Here is a 15,795-nt window from a genome sequence, read left to right as displayed (position 1 = left end):
TCTTACTCGAAAAGCGCGGTTTGGACAGTTTGTGGTGTCGACGATTCAATCGCTGACCAACTAGTGATGAGTTCGTTGTAGGCGCGAGCGTCTTCGGCCCAGCCTTTTCGTTCGCAGAGGGTGTAAAGTCGATAGGCAAGTTGACGAGATGCCTCGGCACGTGACTGAATGTTTCCTTGTGCCAATAGTTTCCCCGCGGATGACTCTCCACCTTGTCGAAGTGCTCGGATCAGTTGGTGTAGCACTTCCCAAATTGGAATGCGAGTGTCGGTTTGTGGATTCCAGTCTGCCGGATAGTCATTCCAACGCAGCAATTGCACGAATCCACCACCTGACTTCAAGACGCCAGCGTCTGCCAACCCGCTTACGCTCGTCGATTTCGCTCTTGCGAGTACGTCGGCTTCGCCAAAGCTCTCCGCGTTCCAGCCGTATTGCTCGAACCAATGCAAACAAAACTGAGTGTCCGCGTCGAAATCATCTTCCGCGAGAAAGCGATTTATCAGTTGCAAAGCCGTACGAACCGTCATTGGTGACCCATCGGCTTCAAGGACTGAAGAGTATTTTGAGTATACGGACATGCCTGGGCCGATTATCGCTTGCGACAAATCGACGGGTGCAACTGGTGATTGCTCTCCTGTTACGCCTCTCGTCATCTCGTCTAAAGCTTCAGGAAGAACCTCATTGAGTTCGCGTATGAAGTCTCGCCTCGAAATCGCTGATGCGATCGTCTCTCGTGGCCGACAAACCAGAATGACACTCGACGCAAGTGCGTTCTTTCCCTGACTGCTAGACCGGACCGCACGTTCAGTTCTCATTGGCCAAGTTCCACAAATACTCAAACCGGCTTTGATTACTGCTTCCAAAAAGGTCTCCCAACCCGTACTGGATGTTCCATGCTCCAAGCTCGTTTCGGACTGCTTGAACGCATAGTAAATTGCAGTGGGAAAAGTTGGCCGAGCTTGAGCGATCATCTTCTCGAAGGCGGACGTCATTCCTTTAAGGAAAAACTCTTCTGCCACTTCTTTGGAGCCATGCCGATATGGCGTAGCAACAAGTTCCTCAGCTTTAGGAACTGCAACAGTTGCAAATAGATCGGGAAATACTGAACGGAGTGACCTTCTAAGCCAAACATAAAAAAAGTCGGAGAGGTCCGCGTACCCAATATTGTCGTAGTACGGTGGGTCGGTCGAATAGATGAATCTCTGCTCTGAGTCTGGGACTCCTGATGCAGCATCAAATTGACGTGCGACAGACGATACCGTCGCTGGCGTCGCCTCAACCATTCGAGAAACCCACTCAAGATGGTTTGTGAAGTTGCCAGCGGAGTTGGAAAAGATATTTGTTTCAATGTAGTCCCAGACCATCGGGATTGCTTGGCGACTAAAAAGATGGCCGAGACCTTCAATTGCCGGAATATAGCTGCTGACGGAATTTGACCAATCAGTCTGTTTGCTGAGGGCAAATGCTAGATATGTGCTTATTGCGTCTGCGTATGCGGTCGCCCCAGTACCACCCGAGTCTAGCGTATCTCCCTCTTCGAGTCCGGCTGCAATTGCATCGCGTTTAACTAGACTCCTACATTCCATAATCAAATCACATAGCGTTGATAGCCCGACTAACTGGCGCTCAGTAAACAGATCGCAGTATCTCGTAAGACCATAGATCTGCGTTTTCATATCACGGGGGTGATAGTTGATGTCTAGTTCAGGTTTCCATTCCGGGGTGGCCTTTCGTGCTTGTGCCTCAATCGCGTCACTTGGGGGAAGGTAGACTCGCTGGCGATCGCCCTCAACGACGACCGCCATAAGTCGCTCCCCGAGCTTTCCTGCTACACCCTCGTCGCGAATGTACTGGAACGGAATTGACGTCCCTGAGAGCAGGCAAGCGAAGTTGCTGTGACTTCCGCCGGACTTGCATCCTTTCTTGACCGAGTCAAAGTCCTTCGGCTTTCCTGTGCGAACTACAAACGTGTAGTTAAATCCATCAATCAAAGGTTCGATATATGCTTCTTTCCCCTTCTTCGTAGAAAGCATGAACGTGCTTGCAAGCGGAACGTGAACGTGATTGAATGCCGGATTTGGGCTGCGAACAGTTCTGGCCCAAATCCAAGCGATGACCGTCAGTTCTCGGCCAACATAACGCTCTAAGTCAGGGCGATATTTAGACATTTCGCGGGTGACAGGTATTGGAGCAAATAGGTGCTCGCATTTGGCCGCTGCTGAATCGCGTAGCCATTTACCATAGAATCGAACATCAGCGGCAAGACCAGTCGCGCCTTTCCAATCGCGGGCAAGCAAGCGACGCTCTTTGATAGCATCTGGATTCACCGGTGGACGATCTTTGAACTTCGGTGGCACCTCGACTAGGGCTTTGTTTATCAGTACGGCGACTGGATTCAAGTCCGTTGCAAATGCCTCTATACCCAAGCGTTGTGCCTCAAGGGGTATTGTGCCGCCACCAGCAAATGGGTCATGGACCTCGGGAAGAGCGTCTGGGTTGAACAGCTTCCCGGCGGACGGATGGTCTTTGTTTAATTCACAAACCTCTCGCCAACTTCGCCTAATTTCTGTCCGCGCCTGATCAAGAAGATTTTGGTTATCGACGTTTTCCCACTTAACCAGTTCTTCAATAATATCGAAAAGTCGCTTTCTTTCCTTAGCGGCGGCCTTCTTGTTCATCCCGTACTTGAAGCCCTGGCCATGTTGGTAACCCGGGTCGTTGACCATTTGTGCAAAGATGACAGCACGTGCAGCGGCCAGCGGCCGCCTAGCCCACCAGAGATGAAAAGTCGCTGGATGGCCTTTTCGTGGGACAGATTTCTCATGTGCACAGGCCTCGTTAATAGAGTCCAACGGCAATGCCACTTCGATCAACTTGCGTGGCGACTTGATCGGGAACTCTTTAGTCATCGGATGCGTTCTCCACGCAGCAACAAATCATTGATGTGAAAGTTGATTGACGAAGTTCCCCAGGGTGGCTCGGCGTCGAACGGGTTCGTCAGGTAGTAAACGCTGTCAACGGATTCGTCTTCGTTGATTTGCACGATCGCCAAAATAAACTTGTCGGATTGGTTCAACGCGTACAGCATTTCATTGCGACTGATCGTGACGGTGTCGGCACCTTTGGCTCGCCCTTTGACTTCGATGTGTCGGGCGTTTGGTTGAATGCCGTCAACCGCTGGCGGATACGATGAGAGGTCCCAACCACATTTGGCTGCCGCGACGTTTTCCACTCGGCATCCTTGGGCTTCTTCAATCTCGGTGATGGCATCCATCGCGATCTTTTCCGAGCGAGCACGGGCTAGTGGGTCGGCTGAGAAGTTACCGGGTGTTGGTAATTCGTTTTGTTGGGGGTGAAGCATGCCGACCGGTATGACCAACGCTCCACTGACGACGACGGGCGTGCCCGAAGTGACATGACGCATCGACTGCAAGGTCTTCTTTCGGTTCTCCAACCGTGAAGTCATCTCTGTTATCGACCGTTGGGTGTTGTCCAAGTTCAATCGCACGTCCTTGCCGGCTTCCAAGTCCTCTTTCAATTTCATCCAACGGTCGGTCCAGAAGTCGATCTCTTTGGTCAACCGTTCGTGAACGGCCGCCAGCGTCTTGTCGACGTCAGCGATTCGGCGATCAGCGACCTCGCCATAGTGTTCGGGGACCAGCGTCGTCGCGGCGAGCGTCAAAGCCTGTTGATCGAGGTTGGCTTTGAGCCAGTCGGCGTTCAAGTGCGGTTCGACAGCGGATTGCTGTTCGGGCGTGATCGATTCGAGATCGAGGTGCGGTGCCCATCCGGCGAAGATCGCTTTGCCGTCAGGCGTGACCCGCACGAATTGCAGTCGCTTGGAGATGACGGTGCCGTCGCCCGATTTGACTTCGTGCGTGAGCATGAACAACAACCACGGTTCGGTCCCTTGGTCGGCCGGATCGACCAACACGGCACCTTGGCGAAGCAGGTTGGCGTTCTGTTCCAAGATCAAATCACTGACGGCCAGCATCAACGGATGACCGGGGTGCAACATCACAGCGGGCGTGATACCAGCCTTGTCGAGTGGCTGAACGGCCTCCTTGGTAAAGCAGACTCGTTCGTAACGTCGCAGCACGGGCGATTGGTCGCGGCGATTGCGTCCGGTGATGCGTCGGTCACGTTCGCGTAGCGATCCCGGCACATGGGTGACTTCATATCGTTCGGCTTCTCGCGGGTGCATACTGCCACCAACTTGCTTGAACGCTTCGGTGAAGAACGATCGAACGAAGTAGGGTTGTAGTCGACGCGCTTCGGCCTTTTCCATTTCTTGCTTGACCGCGAACAGCCTTTCGGGGCCAAGCGTTTCTTGCGACAACGCGTTTCGGTCGAGGACTTCTTTGATATGCGTGTGATTGAGCGTGTCGTCGATGACTTGCGACAGCCGGGCGCGGGTCTCTGGAAGGTCGGAGTAGGTGATCGCGTCCATCAGCAGCGACTTGAGGCTGACGTCCTCGAATAGCTCGCCGAGTATGTCAAATACGCGTCCCTTCAAGGCGACGGCTTCGACTTCCAACTTGGTCAACAATCGGTGATAGACTTCGCCTTCGCGTGTTTCTTTGGCGACCAGATTCCAGAGGTGACAGACTTCGGTTTGCCCGATGCGGTGGATGCGCCCGAAGCGTTGCTCCATGCGGTTCGGGTTCCACGGCAAGTCGTAGTTGACCATCAGGTGAGCGTTTTGCAGGTTGACACCTTCACCGGCCGCGTCGGTGGCGATCAGAACGCGTACATCAGGGTCGCTGCGGAACAGGGCCTGGTTCTTGCGTCGGTCGTCTCGCTTGACGCTGCCGTGAATCGTGACGATGGCATCGTGGTTGCCGAGCACGCCTGCGATCTTTTCGTAGAGGTAGTTCAGCGTGTCTTTGTGCTCCGTGAAGATAATGAGCTTTCGCAGTCGGCCATTCGCGTTTTTAAGCTCAGGCGAGTTTTGCAATATTTTCGATAACTCATCCCACTTGCGATCCAGCCCCGACACAACGACGGTCTTGGCTTGCGCTTCGAGGCCTTGCAGGATGAGGATTTCCGCTTGCAGTTCTTCGGGGGTTTGCGAAGCGGTGGCGCGATCAACGAGTTCTTCTTCGAGTTGCTCCTGCTCTTCGGCAGTCAGATCGTCATCGTCCTCAGGAACTTCGTCGAGCGTTTCGGCGAGCAACTGCCGTCCGCGTTGGCTGATCTTTTCTTCACGCAGACGCTTTTCCAGTCGTTCGCGACGACGCTTGAGCGATTGAAAGATGGCTTCGGGACTAGAGGCTAAACGACGTTGCAGCGCCGTGAGTGCGAAGCCGACGGAGCCTTTCCGTTGGCCTCCCAATGCTTCGGCTTTCCCCATTTCCGTTTTGACGTAATCTGTAACGGCTTCATACAAGGCGGCTTCGAGGTCCGAGAGTGTATAGTTGACCGTGTATGCTTTTCGCTCTGGGAACAAGGGGGTGCCGTCGAAACGCAATAGTTCCTCTTTGACCATGCGACGCATCACGTCGCTGGCATCCACCTTGTGAACGCCGTCACGAAACTTACCGTAGAAACGGTCGGAATCGAGCAGCGAAAGGAAGAGTTGGTAGTCTTCTTCTTTGCCGTTGTGAGGCGTCGCGGTCATCAGCAGTAGGTGCCGCGTCGCCGCACCGAGCTTTTCGGCCAGTATGAAGCGTTTGGTCTTGTTGAGCCTGTTGCCGAAGTAGTGGGCTGCACATTTGTGGGCTTCGTCGAAGATGGCTAAGTCCCAGGGGACTGTGCAAAGCTGGTCCCGCAAATCTTCGTTACGTGAGACTTGGTCAAGCCGAATGATGAGGCGATCGTGGTCGTCGAACGGGTTTCCGCTCGGCGATGCGAGTTCAAGGTCTGTGGAAAAGATCTTGAATTCCAAACCGAACTTTTCCCAGAGTTCGTCACGCCATTGTTCAACGAGACTGCCGGGAGAAACGATGACGATCCGCTGGGCGTCGGCTCGCATGACGAGTTCGCGGATGTAGAGACCTGCCATGATGGTTTTGCCAGCACCTGGGTCGTCGGCCAGGACATATCGCAGCGGCTGACGCGGCAGCATGGATTCGTACACCGCGGTGATCTGGTGCGGTAGCGGTTCGACGTTGGATGTGTGAACGGCCATCATCGGATCGAATAGGAACGCCAAGTCGATTCGCTTGGCTTCGACGGCCAGCTTGAACGCTTCGCCGTTGCCATCGAACGACCAGGGGCTTTCAGCAGTGGCGAGGGAGATGTTGGGCTCGTCGGCCGCGGTGAGCAGACGCTCTTTGACGCTTCCATCGCCTGTTCGATAGAAAATCTGAACCGCGCCGTCGCCGATCGGCGCGACGGCAGCAACGGTTGCAAGACTTGATGATTCGAGGCCTTCGAGTGTTTGGCCTGGTTGGATGTCGTCGATTTTCAACCGGTTACCGTCGTGAAAAGGTGAGATGTTGTTGGTTGGGTGACCAAGTGAATGCTTTCCTATCGCGGCTTGAATGGCTTATCGGACTGCTGATCTAGCCAGTGGTCGATCGCTTCTCTCCTAAACCGCCAGTGCTTGCCGACCTTTTGACCCGGAACCTTCCCCTCCTGTGCTAACTTGTAAAGCGTCGACTTAGAGACCTTTAGGTAGGTTGCCAACTCGTCGATTGTGAAAATGTGGATTCGGTCGGTAGGCATGGTGCCGTCCGCTGGAGGGGGAATATTTCCGGGCTAAGTGGTGCACTTAGCCCCAAACAGCGGATTATCCACGTTGCTAGCAGTTGCTGTCAATTAGTGCTCAATGCAGCCAGGGAGTTCTCGTAGCGATAACAGGCCGACTGCTGCGACCTAATTGCGTCGCAGGGCGGCAGGGGAAGTGATGCATGTCACTAGAAGGTAGAAGGCGAGCTAGAACAGCTCGAAGCTCTCACCACACCCGGGGCAAGACATCCGGCGTTGCTGCTCCAAGTAGCGAGCCCGCAGCTCCTCTTCGGAAAGGTCCTGCTGCGAAGCCGGTGTCCGCGGGAGCTGACAGGGAAGGAGTGACGTGTCGTTCTGAGCGTCGGCGGGAGTCGTCGGTTGGTCGGCCATGGTTGGGTTCTCCTGGGTGGTTGCTGCTGCCCCTCACCCGCGGCTGGGGGCGACGGCAAGTGCCGAGGAGAACTAAGGGCGATGTCCAGGACTCTCCTCGGACCAGACGGCAGCCACGAAAGCCTGACTACCCTGCGGCCCCGAATGTATACTCAAGTACAGTATACCGAACGAACGGGAGCCGGGAAGAGACGGGCGACTCATCAAGAGGACTCGGCGACGGTCAGAAACGGCGAAACGCCTCCTCGGCGGCGAGCCTTCCTGCCTACTTTTCGCGGCGGCCCCAGATTGCCACCGTGCGTCTGAAACCGGCCGCACAGATTGGCTCCTAACGAGCTTCGAGCCGTTCAGGCGACCACAAGGTCATCGAGACGAACTGGCCCTGAAATCGGCATTCTCGCGTGCTGGAGTTTTGGCACTGCCTTGGAGTCGTTCGCTCCCGCGACCGCCGGACGCACCCAGCACGGCAGCGTCGTGCCCCTCACAAGTCTCGCGTCACTCGCCGCTGCTTCGTCTGGGTTTTGCGTCAGGCGGCCGCTCCGCTCGCTCCAGTCTCCTTGATCGGGGATGTCACTAACCGGGTGTTCTTGCGAACGGTCAGTGCTTCCCCTCAACAAAAGGAGACCCCCATCATGGCAGTCCAGAAAAACACCCCCTCGCTGTACCATGTCTGCCGGCATTGCAACGCCAAGTTCTTCACGCCCCAAGTGGTCGAGAGCTGCCCGCGTTGTGGCGAAAGCTCGACGTCGCATGACGAGCGGCCAATGCCTTGGCAAAAGCTTGAGTCGGTGGCGGACATCGAGGCCCGCTACCGCGAACAGCAGCGGCGGCTCGCCTGTCCGGGCTGCGGCGAAGAGCCGTTTCTTGGCTGACGCTCCCTGGGGCCCGCCTCCACCGAGGCGGGCCTCTTTTAATGTCCTGGCAGAAGGGGAGGACGGGCTCCTTTTCTCTGGTTCCGGACATATCGGCTCAAAGAGTTGACTAGTAATCGAGGCCCACATAGCGTGAGACCCATGATGCAGAACCATTCGCAACACAATTCCTCGCGACTTGCTCCGATTGATTTTGTGGCCCTCAAAGCCGAGGTGAGTCTGCTCGACGTGCTGCAGCTCTTAAAGTGGCAGGCGGTGAAGGAGCGGGGGAGCGAACTTCGCGGACCTTGCCCCGTGCATGGGTCGAGTTCCCCGACCAGCACCATCTTCGCCGCGAACACCGACAAGAACGCCTGGAAGTGCCACAAGTGCGAAGCAGGCGGCAATCAATTGGACCTGGCGGGCTGTTATTTTGGGCTGCCGAAGGAACAGAGCGTTCGTGTTGCTGTCGCTCTTTGCCAGAAACTCGGCCGGGACATTCCGCGGCTGGGTTAAGAAAGTGCCAAGCAAAATAATGCATAGCTGCCGAGCTCCATGACCCCAAGGGAGGTGAGTTGGAGAGTAAAATTCGCGGGCTTCCTAGACCGCCCAGCTCAAGGGGTTTATCTTGTTTCTTCGTAGATAGGCTCTGCTTCTCCAGTCATTTTCCATGAGAATTGTCGGCGATGCGGAACCACAGTTCGCAGAACCGATGGTTTCTCGGACACGCTTCTCGCCACTGTCATAGCGGATGATAGGGCTGAGATCGATACTTGGCTCGACAACTACGCTAATGATTTGTCTCAGCAAGTCGTCATACGTCCTGTCTCTAGAATAAGCTTCTGCATATGAATCCTTTTGGCAAGTTTCGGTGCTTACGAGATAACGCAAAGTCGGCACTTCTAGCATCGCTTGAAATCTACAACAAACCACAGCTTGCGTACCGCGACGAATGCTTCGTCATCCTACTAGCGAACGCATGGGAACTTTGCGTTAAGGCGATTCTCTCTAAGAACAGAGTGCGAATCTTCTACCCCAAGGAAAGGGATAAGCCATACTTGACCCTTTCGCTTCGTGACGCACTAAACGCTGCAAAGCCGCTTTTTCCAACGACTGTTCCGTATGCCCCCGTTGCTGCCAACCTTAATTCGCTGATTGACTACCGAAACAACGCGGTCCATTTTTACAATGAACCGGGATTGGGGGTTTTGATGTACGGTCTTTCCCAGACCGCAATTATTAATTTCCGAGACATCTTTATCGCGTGCTTCAATCAGGACATCGCTGAGGAGGTTAACCTCAGCCTTATGCCACTTTCGTTTCGGGCACCGCCCGATCCAATTGCCTTTCTGCGATCCAACGCAAATTCTGATAACAAATTCCTGTCTGCGTATCTCCATCTTATCTCTGAAACAACCGAGAGTCTTGAGAAGTCTGGTGCCGACACCGGTCGCTTTCTGACCGTGTTTTCAGTGAGCCTCCAATCAACGAAAAAAATCACGTCCGCTGACGTGGTAGCTGGTGTGCAAACCGAATCGCCCGAAGGGATCTTGTTGGTTGATCGAAAAGTCGACCCGAACAAGTCCCATCCGAAACTACAAAGACATGTGCTGGCAGAAATTGGCCCTGAGCTAAAAGGTGTTCGCTTTACTTCGTATGCGTTTCAAGCCATCGTTTGGCATTACGATATTAAAGATAACCCTCAATATTATTGGAAACCAGAACATGGCGGGTCGTCACAGTATTCTCCGCAACTCATTGCGTTCGTCCGTGGCCTGACGAGAAGCGAGATCGAGACCAGCATCGCCAATTATCGAACACGGAATCAATAGAACGGAACGATGCAGACTAAAGACATGGACGCGGAGCCGCCATTAGCGTGTGTCACGCAGCATATTAATTAGCACCCTTTGTGGGCCGAAATAGAGATTCTAGTTGTCTCTAGTCGCACCAGTGAAAGTCGCCGTCGGATTCAAGAAGATAAGCAAGGAGAGTGGCTCACAGGATTAGAGGGGCTGTATGTGTCACTAATGGTAGTAAGTAACAGGGATACTCGAGGGCACCTGAGGAAGCACACGATGCGAATCGAGGCCTTTTTTGTGTGCCTGGCGATACCTCGGCTATAGTAGATGCATGAATAATTTCACAATCGACCTGCCGGCATTTATCGAGACGTTTATTGGTTACGGAGCCGATGCGTCGACAACCTGGTTCGTTGGTCCTGAAGAAGCAGGTGCCAAGAGCGTTGACGACCTAATGCGGCGAGTGAGTGTATGGCGTGAGCTGGGTGAAGAGCCGGTTGTGGACCTTTACGATTTCCACCGGCTTCTGGGCGTTACAGAGCACTTTACGGAGAATGCCAGGCCCCAATTTACGTGGCGGCGGCTCATTGAAATCGCCCTAGTTCTGGACGGACAGACGCCAGATTCCAAGGCCATCCGCGAGTACCAGCGTCATCAGCTGGGGCGACGTGATGGAACCACACTTCTTACCGAGCTGATGCCACTTCCCAAACCGACAATCGGAAGCTGGTTTTACGACGGGTTATCGGACACGTTGCCTTACTTGTCGGACCTTCAGTCCTACCACCGTGCCGTTCGGCCGAAGCGGATTGCTCTGCTGCGAGCGGCGATTGAGCGGTACCAACCCCAGAGGGTCTTCTTTTATGGGACAAGTGGTGGGTTGTTGGACGCTTGGCAAGAAGTTGCGGGAGTGGGTCTCACAGCAGTAGAGGATGGCTACTGGCGGGGGCGACTCGGCAGGACGACCTACGTGGTTCTAAAGCATCCGAATGCTCGTGGCATGCCACGAGAATACTTTCTTCAAGCGGCTGCGGTTGCCAAGTAAATCTACCCGAGCGGGTTATTCGGTCGCGTGGAAGTCGCCTTTCGATTCGAGCAAGTAGCTCCACCGAACGCGAGCCCGCTCCGGATCCTGCTGGGCGAGGCCAATCATGCCGCGACCGGCATCGTGCCAACCACATTCAGCCCGGAGCTGATCCGTCCAATCATCGATGTGAGCAGCACAGATAACTGCTGCCCCCAATTCAGCGAGCGTAGCAGACAGGCCATCTTCGCGAGCCCATTGCTCCCAGTGGTCCCATGGGAAGGGGCGAGGAGGATTGTCATCAGAACGCCTGTTGTAGAACAGGTCCGCCCGGTGAAGATACTCTTCCCCGGCGGCTATCTGGTCTTCGAGTGCTCTCATGCGGAAGGCGAGAGTTCTCAGTTCATCGGAAAACGGGTGAACAGCCATGACGCTAACTATCCTTTTCCGCGAGTGGCGGCGGTTTGGTAATCAGTTTACTACTTTACTATTTGCGTGGCAAATAACTGCATGCGATCAGCCGTCGTGTTCTGTCGACACGATCTTTTGCCTAAGTAGCTTCCGGAGATCGCCCCTTGAGAACTCGACCTCATTGCCCGCAATGTTTAGGCGGAGCTTACCGGCGGAATTAAGGAGAGCTGATGCTAATGCATCAGTAGCTGTAACAGCTTCATGCTCCGGCTCTTCTGAAGAGAAAAGATTTCTGCTGAGCCGACTTAATAGTTCGTCCGGAAGTTCCGCGTTGCCACCGGCCGTAAGGGATTCAAAATAGAGTTCAACGAGCCAGCTGGCACGCTGAACATCTAATTGCAGTTGCTTAAGTTTAAAATCTTCGGCCGCCGACTTTGTTGCAAATAGATTCAGCCACCTGATGAAGAACCCCGCTGTCACGATAGTGCCGATAGTTGCACCAGAACGCGACGCAATCAGAACCCAATCGTTGGTCCCCGCTTGGTAGAACAAAACTATCGTTATCGCGGCGAAGAATACCAGCAGACTAAGGTAAGCAATGCATACCGCAAGACGTCTTGAAGAAGTTTCCGAGCTCAGCGCTAGGCGATTCTCTTCTGTGAGTGCTTTCAGCAGCTCCTTCCGATCATCGCGACGTGCATGAGTTGCTGCCCGGTCGTCGATCGCTTTTGTGCGAGCAGCAAGTGTATTCTCCTGTTCGTCGAGCTGGGCCTGTCGTGTGTTATAATCGGCTTCAAGTTCCTTAAGTCGGGCATCGTGTCTTTCTTCGAGCGCGGTGACACGTTCTGTATATTGAGCATCCAACTGCATTCGCTGCTCATCCAGCTGCTTGTTTTGCTCAATAACCAGAGATTCGAGCCTGTTTAGGGCGTGCTCACGAGCCTCAAAGTGCTTCTGAACGTCGGGCCCCAGTAGCGAGCCAATGTCGGCAGAAGTGCTGGATCGAAGGCGGGATTGGGCCACATCCGCGAAGTTGATGAAGGCATTCGCGTTGCCGGGACAGTGCTGCTGATAGAGATTGAGCGTGTCAAAGAGCTGGCTTTTGTTATCCTGGTTACGAAGATCGCGGCGAACGTCAAGCAGGGCTTGGTCACCAGATACAAGAAGCTGCCCAATCCTAATGACTCTGCTTCGCTTGGTAGAAAGTTCGCGTAGTTGCTCTGAGTTCCACTCGCTACGGCCAAACTCTATTGCCTCACCTTCGTTAGGAGTGAGACGTATTTTGGTCACGTAGTCACCTGCCGCGGGTGACGAGGCAATATCCACGAGTGCAGAAATAAGTTCGCCGTCTGTCGCGCGGACGACCTGGTCAATAATGTGGTTACTCATGGCGGTGCCCATCGGTTGGTGTAAGCGACAAGATAGCACTCAGGGTTGCTCCGGGTCAAAAGCACGGTTCAGCGGCGGCCCCCTGCCGGTTTTTTTGATCCTTGCTTACTTATGATAAAATCTGTTATCGTAATCAACGTCGGGTCGATAAATGGGTAGGGGATGCCCCCTCAGAACCCAGATTGGACGCCGGGACCCAGGATCTGGATGCAAAATCCGGGCTGGGATGACATGAAGCGGACGAAGTTATGGCGGATGAGCAAAAGGAGATGGCACAGATGATTGACGCAGGATCGCTCATTGTCCCTGGTGCTGAGCTCGACCCGGACCGCATGCCGCCAATCCTTGCTGGCCAATCGACCAAAGCAATGGAACGCCGCGTCGAGCGGTTTTACTTCTCCGTCGGGGCGATCTTTGAAGCCTGGGTCAAGCGACGGCCGAGCCCGCATACGCAGCGTGCCTACCGCCAGGATGTCGAAGCCCTGATCACGTATCTGAAGCTTGATTGGCCCAAGGAATCAACTGAAATGCTGGCGGTCTCGGTGGCCGATGTCATGAACTGGCGGGATAGCCTCGAAAAGGCTGGCTTGGCACCCAAAACCATCATTCGTCGGATTTCATCCGTTTCGAGCTTCTACAAGTACCTCCAAGCCGTCGCGGCCGAGATGCGGCTCCCGATCGTCGTACCAAACCCCGCCCACGCCCAGTTCATCGGCCGAGCATCTCAGGATCCGGTCGACGAGACCAAAGCCCTTACCGCCACGCGGGCCAGGCAGCTGATGGGACTGCCTCAGGGTGACGATCTCATCGCGTTCCGCGATCGAGCGATCTTGAGGTTCTGCCTTTACGCTGGCGTTCGACTCGGTACCGTGTGCCGCGTTCGCGTGCAAGACTTTCACGTTGAAGGTGATGAGGCCACCATACGGGTGGCAGAGAAGGGCGACAAGCGTCGTACGATTGGAATTCACTTCGCGGCGGCCGAAGCGATCGGCGAGTACTGCAAGAAAGCCGGAATTGAATCAGGGCCCCTCTTCCGACCGCGGAGTGGACCTCGCAGCCGAAGTCTTGCCAGTCGACACATGACTGAGACGGCGATGTACATGCTCATCATGAAATACTTACAGCAGCTGTCTGGTTCGATGCGAACTGAAGAGAACGGCCGGAGGCGGTGCCTGTACTCACCGCACTCGCTACGGGCGACAACCGCCACGCTCCTGCTCGAAGCGTCTGTCGATATTCGAAAAGTCCAGGAGCTACTGGGGCACCGCCACGTCACGACAACGCAGGTCTATGACAAGCGAAGAAGGACGACAAAGGAGTCGGCCAGTCACGACGTGCCGATCTAGCCAATAGTCTCCGGTTTTGCTCACTGCTTGGATGCGGTGTCGAGTACGGCGGTGATTGCACGCGAGCGACCATACGCCATAAGTTGTTCAAACCCGTCGAACCGATCTGCCTGGCCAACGTCTTCTAGGAAGAAGTATCGATTTCGGGGCCGATCGTTAGTCTCCTCGAAAAGGAGGCGGGTGAGGACCTCTAGAAGAGCCCTATTTAGCGGCCTGTAGGCTATCTCCACGTTCTCTTGCGGCAGTACAAGAACGGAACGCTCACAGCTATCTAGCCAGTTTCTCACGCTGATGGTGCGTCCCCCTTCATTTGCCGCCGACCAGAGTTCTTCCACCACTGCAAGCCTTTGGATGGATAATTGAGCGGTCATAAGCATGCTCCTACTCATCGCATCCGAAAGACCATCGACGAACAGAGTACGGACGCGTTCGCCCTTGTCGTGGTGCTCTAGGATGTCGGCGATCGATTCGGGAGTTGCGAGGGCTCGGATCAGATCACGAAGCGTCCATGTCGGCTCCTCACCACTGGCGAGGGCCCGATTTCGGAGCGAAATTATAACGGCGCTGAAAAGGCCGCGGACCATTTCCTCCCAGAAACGAGCATTTGGGTTTTTCTCTGCGATACGCGATGCGGATACCACCTCGCCAGCGAACTTCTCAATGCTTGAGTAGTCGTTGATGTCAGCAGCAATGTCCCACGCGTAGCAGGTCGGGTCAGACGGGTCGAGACTTAGGATATCGTTTTCTAGGTCGAAGCCCATAGACGCTAGTAGCGGGATTTTATCGCATTTCACATTGTAGACCACGGCTTGTGAATTCATGACACGGATACCAGAGCAAAGTGAGGCAAAACAACAGCACATCCTAGCAGTCGTGCAGAGGCAACGCCTAGCCAGCCGACGCTTTGGACGCGATTTGAAGACCTGCTCTTGGCCAGGTGTTTGGGGTCGCACCTACTCGCTTCAGGGCGTTAGGACGCACATCTGGCGGCCGTATTTCAGCTACTAGCCTATTAGAGGCCGAATCTCGCGGAATTCAATGACACTGGTGCACCCATCCCTTGCGACCACGATATGGTCAAGCAGCTTGATGCCGATAAGCTTTCCTGCTGCTTCGATGTTCTCTGTGACCTTTAAGTCTTCCGGGCTAGGTTTAGGATTTCCTGACGGATGGTTATGCACAAGCATGATACTCGCGGCGGCATCAAGGATGGCGGGCCGAAATATCTCTCGGGCATGAACCTGCGTGGTGTTGAGGAGGCCAACGGTGACCTGGTGGCTCCGAATCACGCGGTTGTTTCCGTTAAGCGTGAGAACGTGCATCTCTTCTTGTATGCCACGGTGAATAAGCGATTGAAAGTGTTCTTGGCAAAACCGAATGGTATCTTTTGCGTTTGAGAGTGTTGTTGATACAGGTTCGTACTGCGCAGCCTCAGATTCTGATAGGTACCGCGTCTGGTACGGAGCGCTGCAGCTTGGCGTTCGGCGAAGGGTCGCGGTGATATCAGAAAGCTCGCTGCGAATGGCTGCGATCTCCTGCGACAGGGCCTCCCGGTGTTGAGCCGCTGAGTGCCGAGCAGAACTTTGTTTGCGAATACTTTTCATGTGTAAATCCTCCATAGTTAATTTCTTCATGGAGGAGACAGGGGCCGGACTAAGCTGTGGGGGTCAAGGAGGAACGCAAGCGAAGCGAGTAGTCCTTGACGCCAACAGCGGACGGCCTATTCCTGGACGACTGAAGAAATGAACCGCGGGAGGATGCAGAACAAGTGCTTCTCCGCCTAGTCTCGCCTGAATTACACATTCAGGGGGCTAAGAATCAGTGAGCTCGCTACCTGGAAATGCGTGCTTACACACGTGGCCATGAGAAAGGCTGCGAATGAGGCCGATGGCGTGCTAAAAAACCGACCT

At 54.6% G+C, this 15,795-nt stretch carries 13 protein-coding genes; 5 read left to right on the top strand and 8 right to left on the bottom strand.

Annotation, left to right across the window (positions count from 1 at the left end):
• Nucleotides 1-2: 2 nt before the first annotated feature.
• The 4 genes from SH292x_RS22940 to SH292x_RS22925 form a co-directional block, all read right to left on the bottom strand.
• Entirely contained in the window at nt 3-2,909 is a 2,907-nt protein-coding gene (locus SH292x_RS22940; protein ID WP_442483356.1) for a DUF1156 domain-containing protein, read from the bottom strand.
• Nucleotides 2,906-6,412 carry a helicase-related protein gene (locus SH292x_RS22935; RefSeq protein WP_442483355.1) on the bottom strand — a complete coding sequence of 1,169 codons (3,507 nt, stop codon included), beginning with the start codon at nt 6,410-6,412 and terminating at the stop codon, nt 2,906-2,908. The genes SH292x_RS22940 and SH292x_RS22935 overlap by 4 nt, the downstream gene beginning before the upstream one ends.
• 59 nt (nt 6,413-6,471) lie before the next feature.
• Complete coding sequence (locus SH292x_RS22930; protein WP_442483354.1) at nt 6,472-6,669, bottom strand: helix-turn-helix domain-containing protein; 198 nt, start codon at nt 6,667-6,669, stop codon at nt 6,472-6,474.
• Nucleotides 6,670-6,879: 210 nt separating this feature from the next.
• Complete coding sequence (locus SH292x_RS22925; protein WP_442483353.1) at nt 6,880-7,062, bottom strand: hypothetical protein; 183 nt, start codon at nt 7,060-7,062, stop codon at nt 6,880-6,882.
• Nucleotides 7,063-7,694: 632 nt separating this feature from the next.
• Here SH292x_RS22925 and SH292x_RS22920 point away from each other — a divergent pair.
• The 4 genes from SH292x_RS22920 (at nt 7,695) to SH292x_RS22905 (ending at nt 10,760) form a co-directional block, all read left to right on the top strand.
• On the top strand, nt 7,695-7,934 hold the full coding sequence (locus tag SH292x_RS22920) for a hypothetical protein (RefSeq protein WP_442483352.1): 240 nt from the start codon (nt 7,695-7,697) through the stop codon (nt 7,932-7,934).
• Nucleotides 7,935-8,075: 141 nt separating this feature from the next.
• On the top strand, nt 8,076-8,429 hold the full coding sequence (locus SH292x_RS22915; protein WP_442483351.1) for a CHC2 zinc finger domain-containing protein: 354 nt from the start codon (nt 8,076-8,078) through the stop codon (nt 8,427-8,429).
• Nucleotides 8,430-8,761: 332 nt separating this feature from the next.
• Nucleotides 8,762-9,745 (top strand): DUF3644 domain-containing protein, encoded by a 984-nt coding sequence (locus tag SH292x_RS22910; protein ID WP_442483350.1) that lies wholly within the window; start codon nt 8,762-8,764, stop codon nt 9,743-9,745.
• A gap of 301 nt (nt 9,746-10,046) precedes the next feature.
• Entirely contained in the window at nt 10,047-10,760 is a 714-nt protein-coding gene (locus tag SH292x_RS22905) for a hypothetical protein (RefSeq protein ID WP_442483349.1), read from the top strand.
• Nucleotides 10,761-10,775: 15 nt separating this feature from the next.
• On the opposite strand, the gene SH292x_RS22900 is transcribed toward SH292x_RS22905, so the two are convergent.
• On the bottom strand, nt 10,776-11,120 hold the full coding sequence (locus tag SH292x_RS22900) for a hypothetical protein (RefSeq protein ID WP_442483348.1): 345 nt from the start codon (nt 11,118-11,120) through the stop codon (nt 10,776-10,778).
• A 135-nt stretch (nt 11,121-11,255) separates the two neighbouring features.
• Entirely contained in the window at nt 11,256-12,539 is a 1,284-nt protein-coding gene (locus SH292x_RS22895; RefSeq protein ID WP_442483347.1) for a hypothetical protein, read from the bottom strand.
• Nucleotides 12,540-12,817: 278 nt separating this feature from the next.
• Here SH292x_RS22895 and SH292x_RS22890 point away from each other — a divergent pair, with 278 nt between their 5' ends.
• Entirely contained in the window at nt 12,818-13,885 is a 1,068-nt protein-coding gene (locus tag SH292x_RS22890; protein ID WP_442483346.1) for a tyrosine-type recombinase/integrase, read from the top strand.
• Between the two features lie 20 nt (nt 13,886-13,905).
• On the opposite strand, the gene SH292x_RS22885 is transcribed toward SH292x_RS22890, so the two are convergent.
• Both SH292x_RS22885 and SH292x_RS22880 read right to left on the bottom strand, forming a co-directional pair.
• Nucleotides 13,906-14,748, bottom strand: a complete 843-nt coding sequence (locus SH292x_RS22885) for a type IV secretion system DNA-binding domain-containing protein (protein ID WP_442483345.1) — start codon at nt 14,746-14,748, stop codon at nt 13,906-13,908.
• Between the two features lie 141 nt (nt 14,749-14,889).
• Nucleotides 14,890-15,519, bottom strand: a complete 630-nt coding sequence (locus SH292x_RS22880) for a JAB domain-containing protein (protein WP_442483344.1) — start codon at nt 15,517-15,519, stop codon at nt 14,890-14,892.
• Between the last annotated feature and the right edge of the window lie 276 nt (nt 15,520-15,795).

The sequence above is a fragment of the Aeoliella fuhlenseeensis genome (assembly GCF_052161615.1).
In the GTDB taxonomy this organism is placed as follows: Bacteria; Planctomycetota; Planctomycetia; order Pirellulales; family Lacipirellulaceae; genus Aeoliella.
The sequence above is the reverse complement of the archived record's forward strand: the minus strand, read 5'-3'. Positions and strand labels throughout refer to the sequence as shown.

What these genes read in the sequence shown, in the direction of transcription:
- SH292x_RS22910 (WP_442483350.1), top strand. Translation starts at nt 8,762, where the DNA reads ATGAATCCTTTTGGCAAGTTTCGGTGCTTACGAGATAACGCAAAGTCG.
- SH292x_RS22880 (WP_442483344.1), bottom strand. Translation starts at nt 15,519, where the DNA reads ATGAAGAAATTAACTATGGAGGATTTACACATGAAAAGTATTCGCAAA.
- SH292x_RS22905 (WP_442483349.1), top strand. Translation starts at nt 10,047, where the DNA reads ATGAATAATTTCACAATCGACCTGCCGGCATTTATCGAGACGTTTATT.
- SH292x_RS22885 (WP_442483345.1), bottom strand. Translation starts at nt 14,748, where the DNA reads ATGTGCTGTTGTTTTGCCTCACTTTGCTCTGGTATCCGTGTCATGAAT.
- SH292x_RS22930 (WP_442483354.1), bottom strand. Translation starts at nt 6,669, where the DNA reads ATGCCTACCGACCGAATCCACATTTTCACAATCGACGAGTTGGCAACC.
- SH292x_RS22900 (WP_442483348.1), bottom strand. Translation starts at nt 11,120, where the DNA reads ATGAGAGCACTCGAAGACCAGATAGCCGCCGGGGAAGAGTATCTTCAC.
- SH292x_RS22915 (WP_442483351.1), top strand. Translation starts at nt 8,076, where the DNA reads ATGATGCAGAACCATTCGCAACACAATTCCTCGCGACTTGCTCCGATT.
- SH292x_RS22940 (WP_442483356.1), bottom strand. Translation starts at nt 2,909, where the DNA reads ATGACTAAAGAGTTCCCGATCAAGTCGCCACGCAAGTTGATCGAAGTG.
- SH292x_RS22890 (WP_442483346.1), top strand. Translation starts at nt 12,818, where the DNA reads ATGATTGACGCAGGATCGCTCATTGTCCCTGGTGCTGAGCTCGACCCG.
- SH292x_RS22920 (WP_442483352.1), top strand. Translation starts at nt 7,695, where the DNA reads ATGGCAGTCCAGAAAAACACCCCCTCGCTGTACCATGTCTGCCGGCAT.
- SH292x_RS22925 (WP_442483353.1), bottom strand. Translation starts at nt 7,062, where the DNA reads ATGGCCGACCAACCGACGACTCCCGCCGACGCTCAGAACGACACGTCA.
- SH292x_RS22895 (WP_442483347.1), bottom strand. Translation starts at nt 12,539, where the DNA reads ATGAGTAACCACATTATTGACCAGGTCGTCCGCGCGACAGACGGCGAA.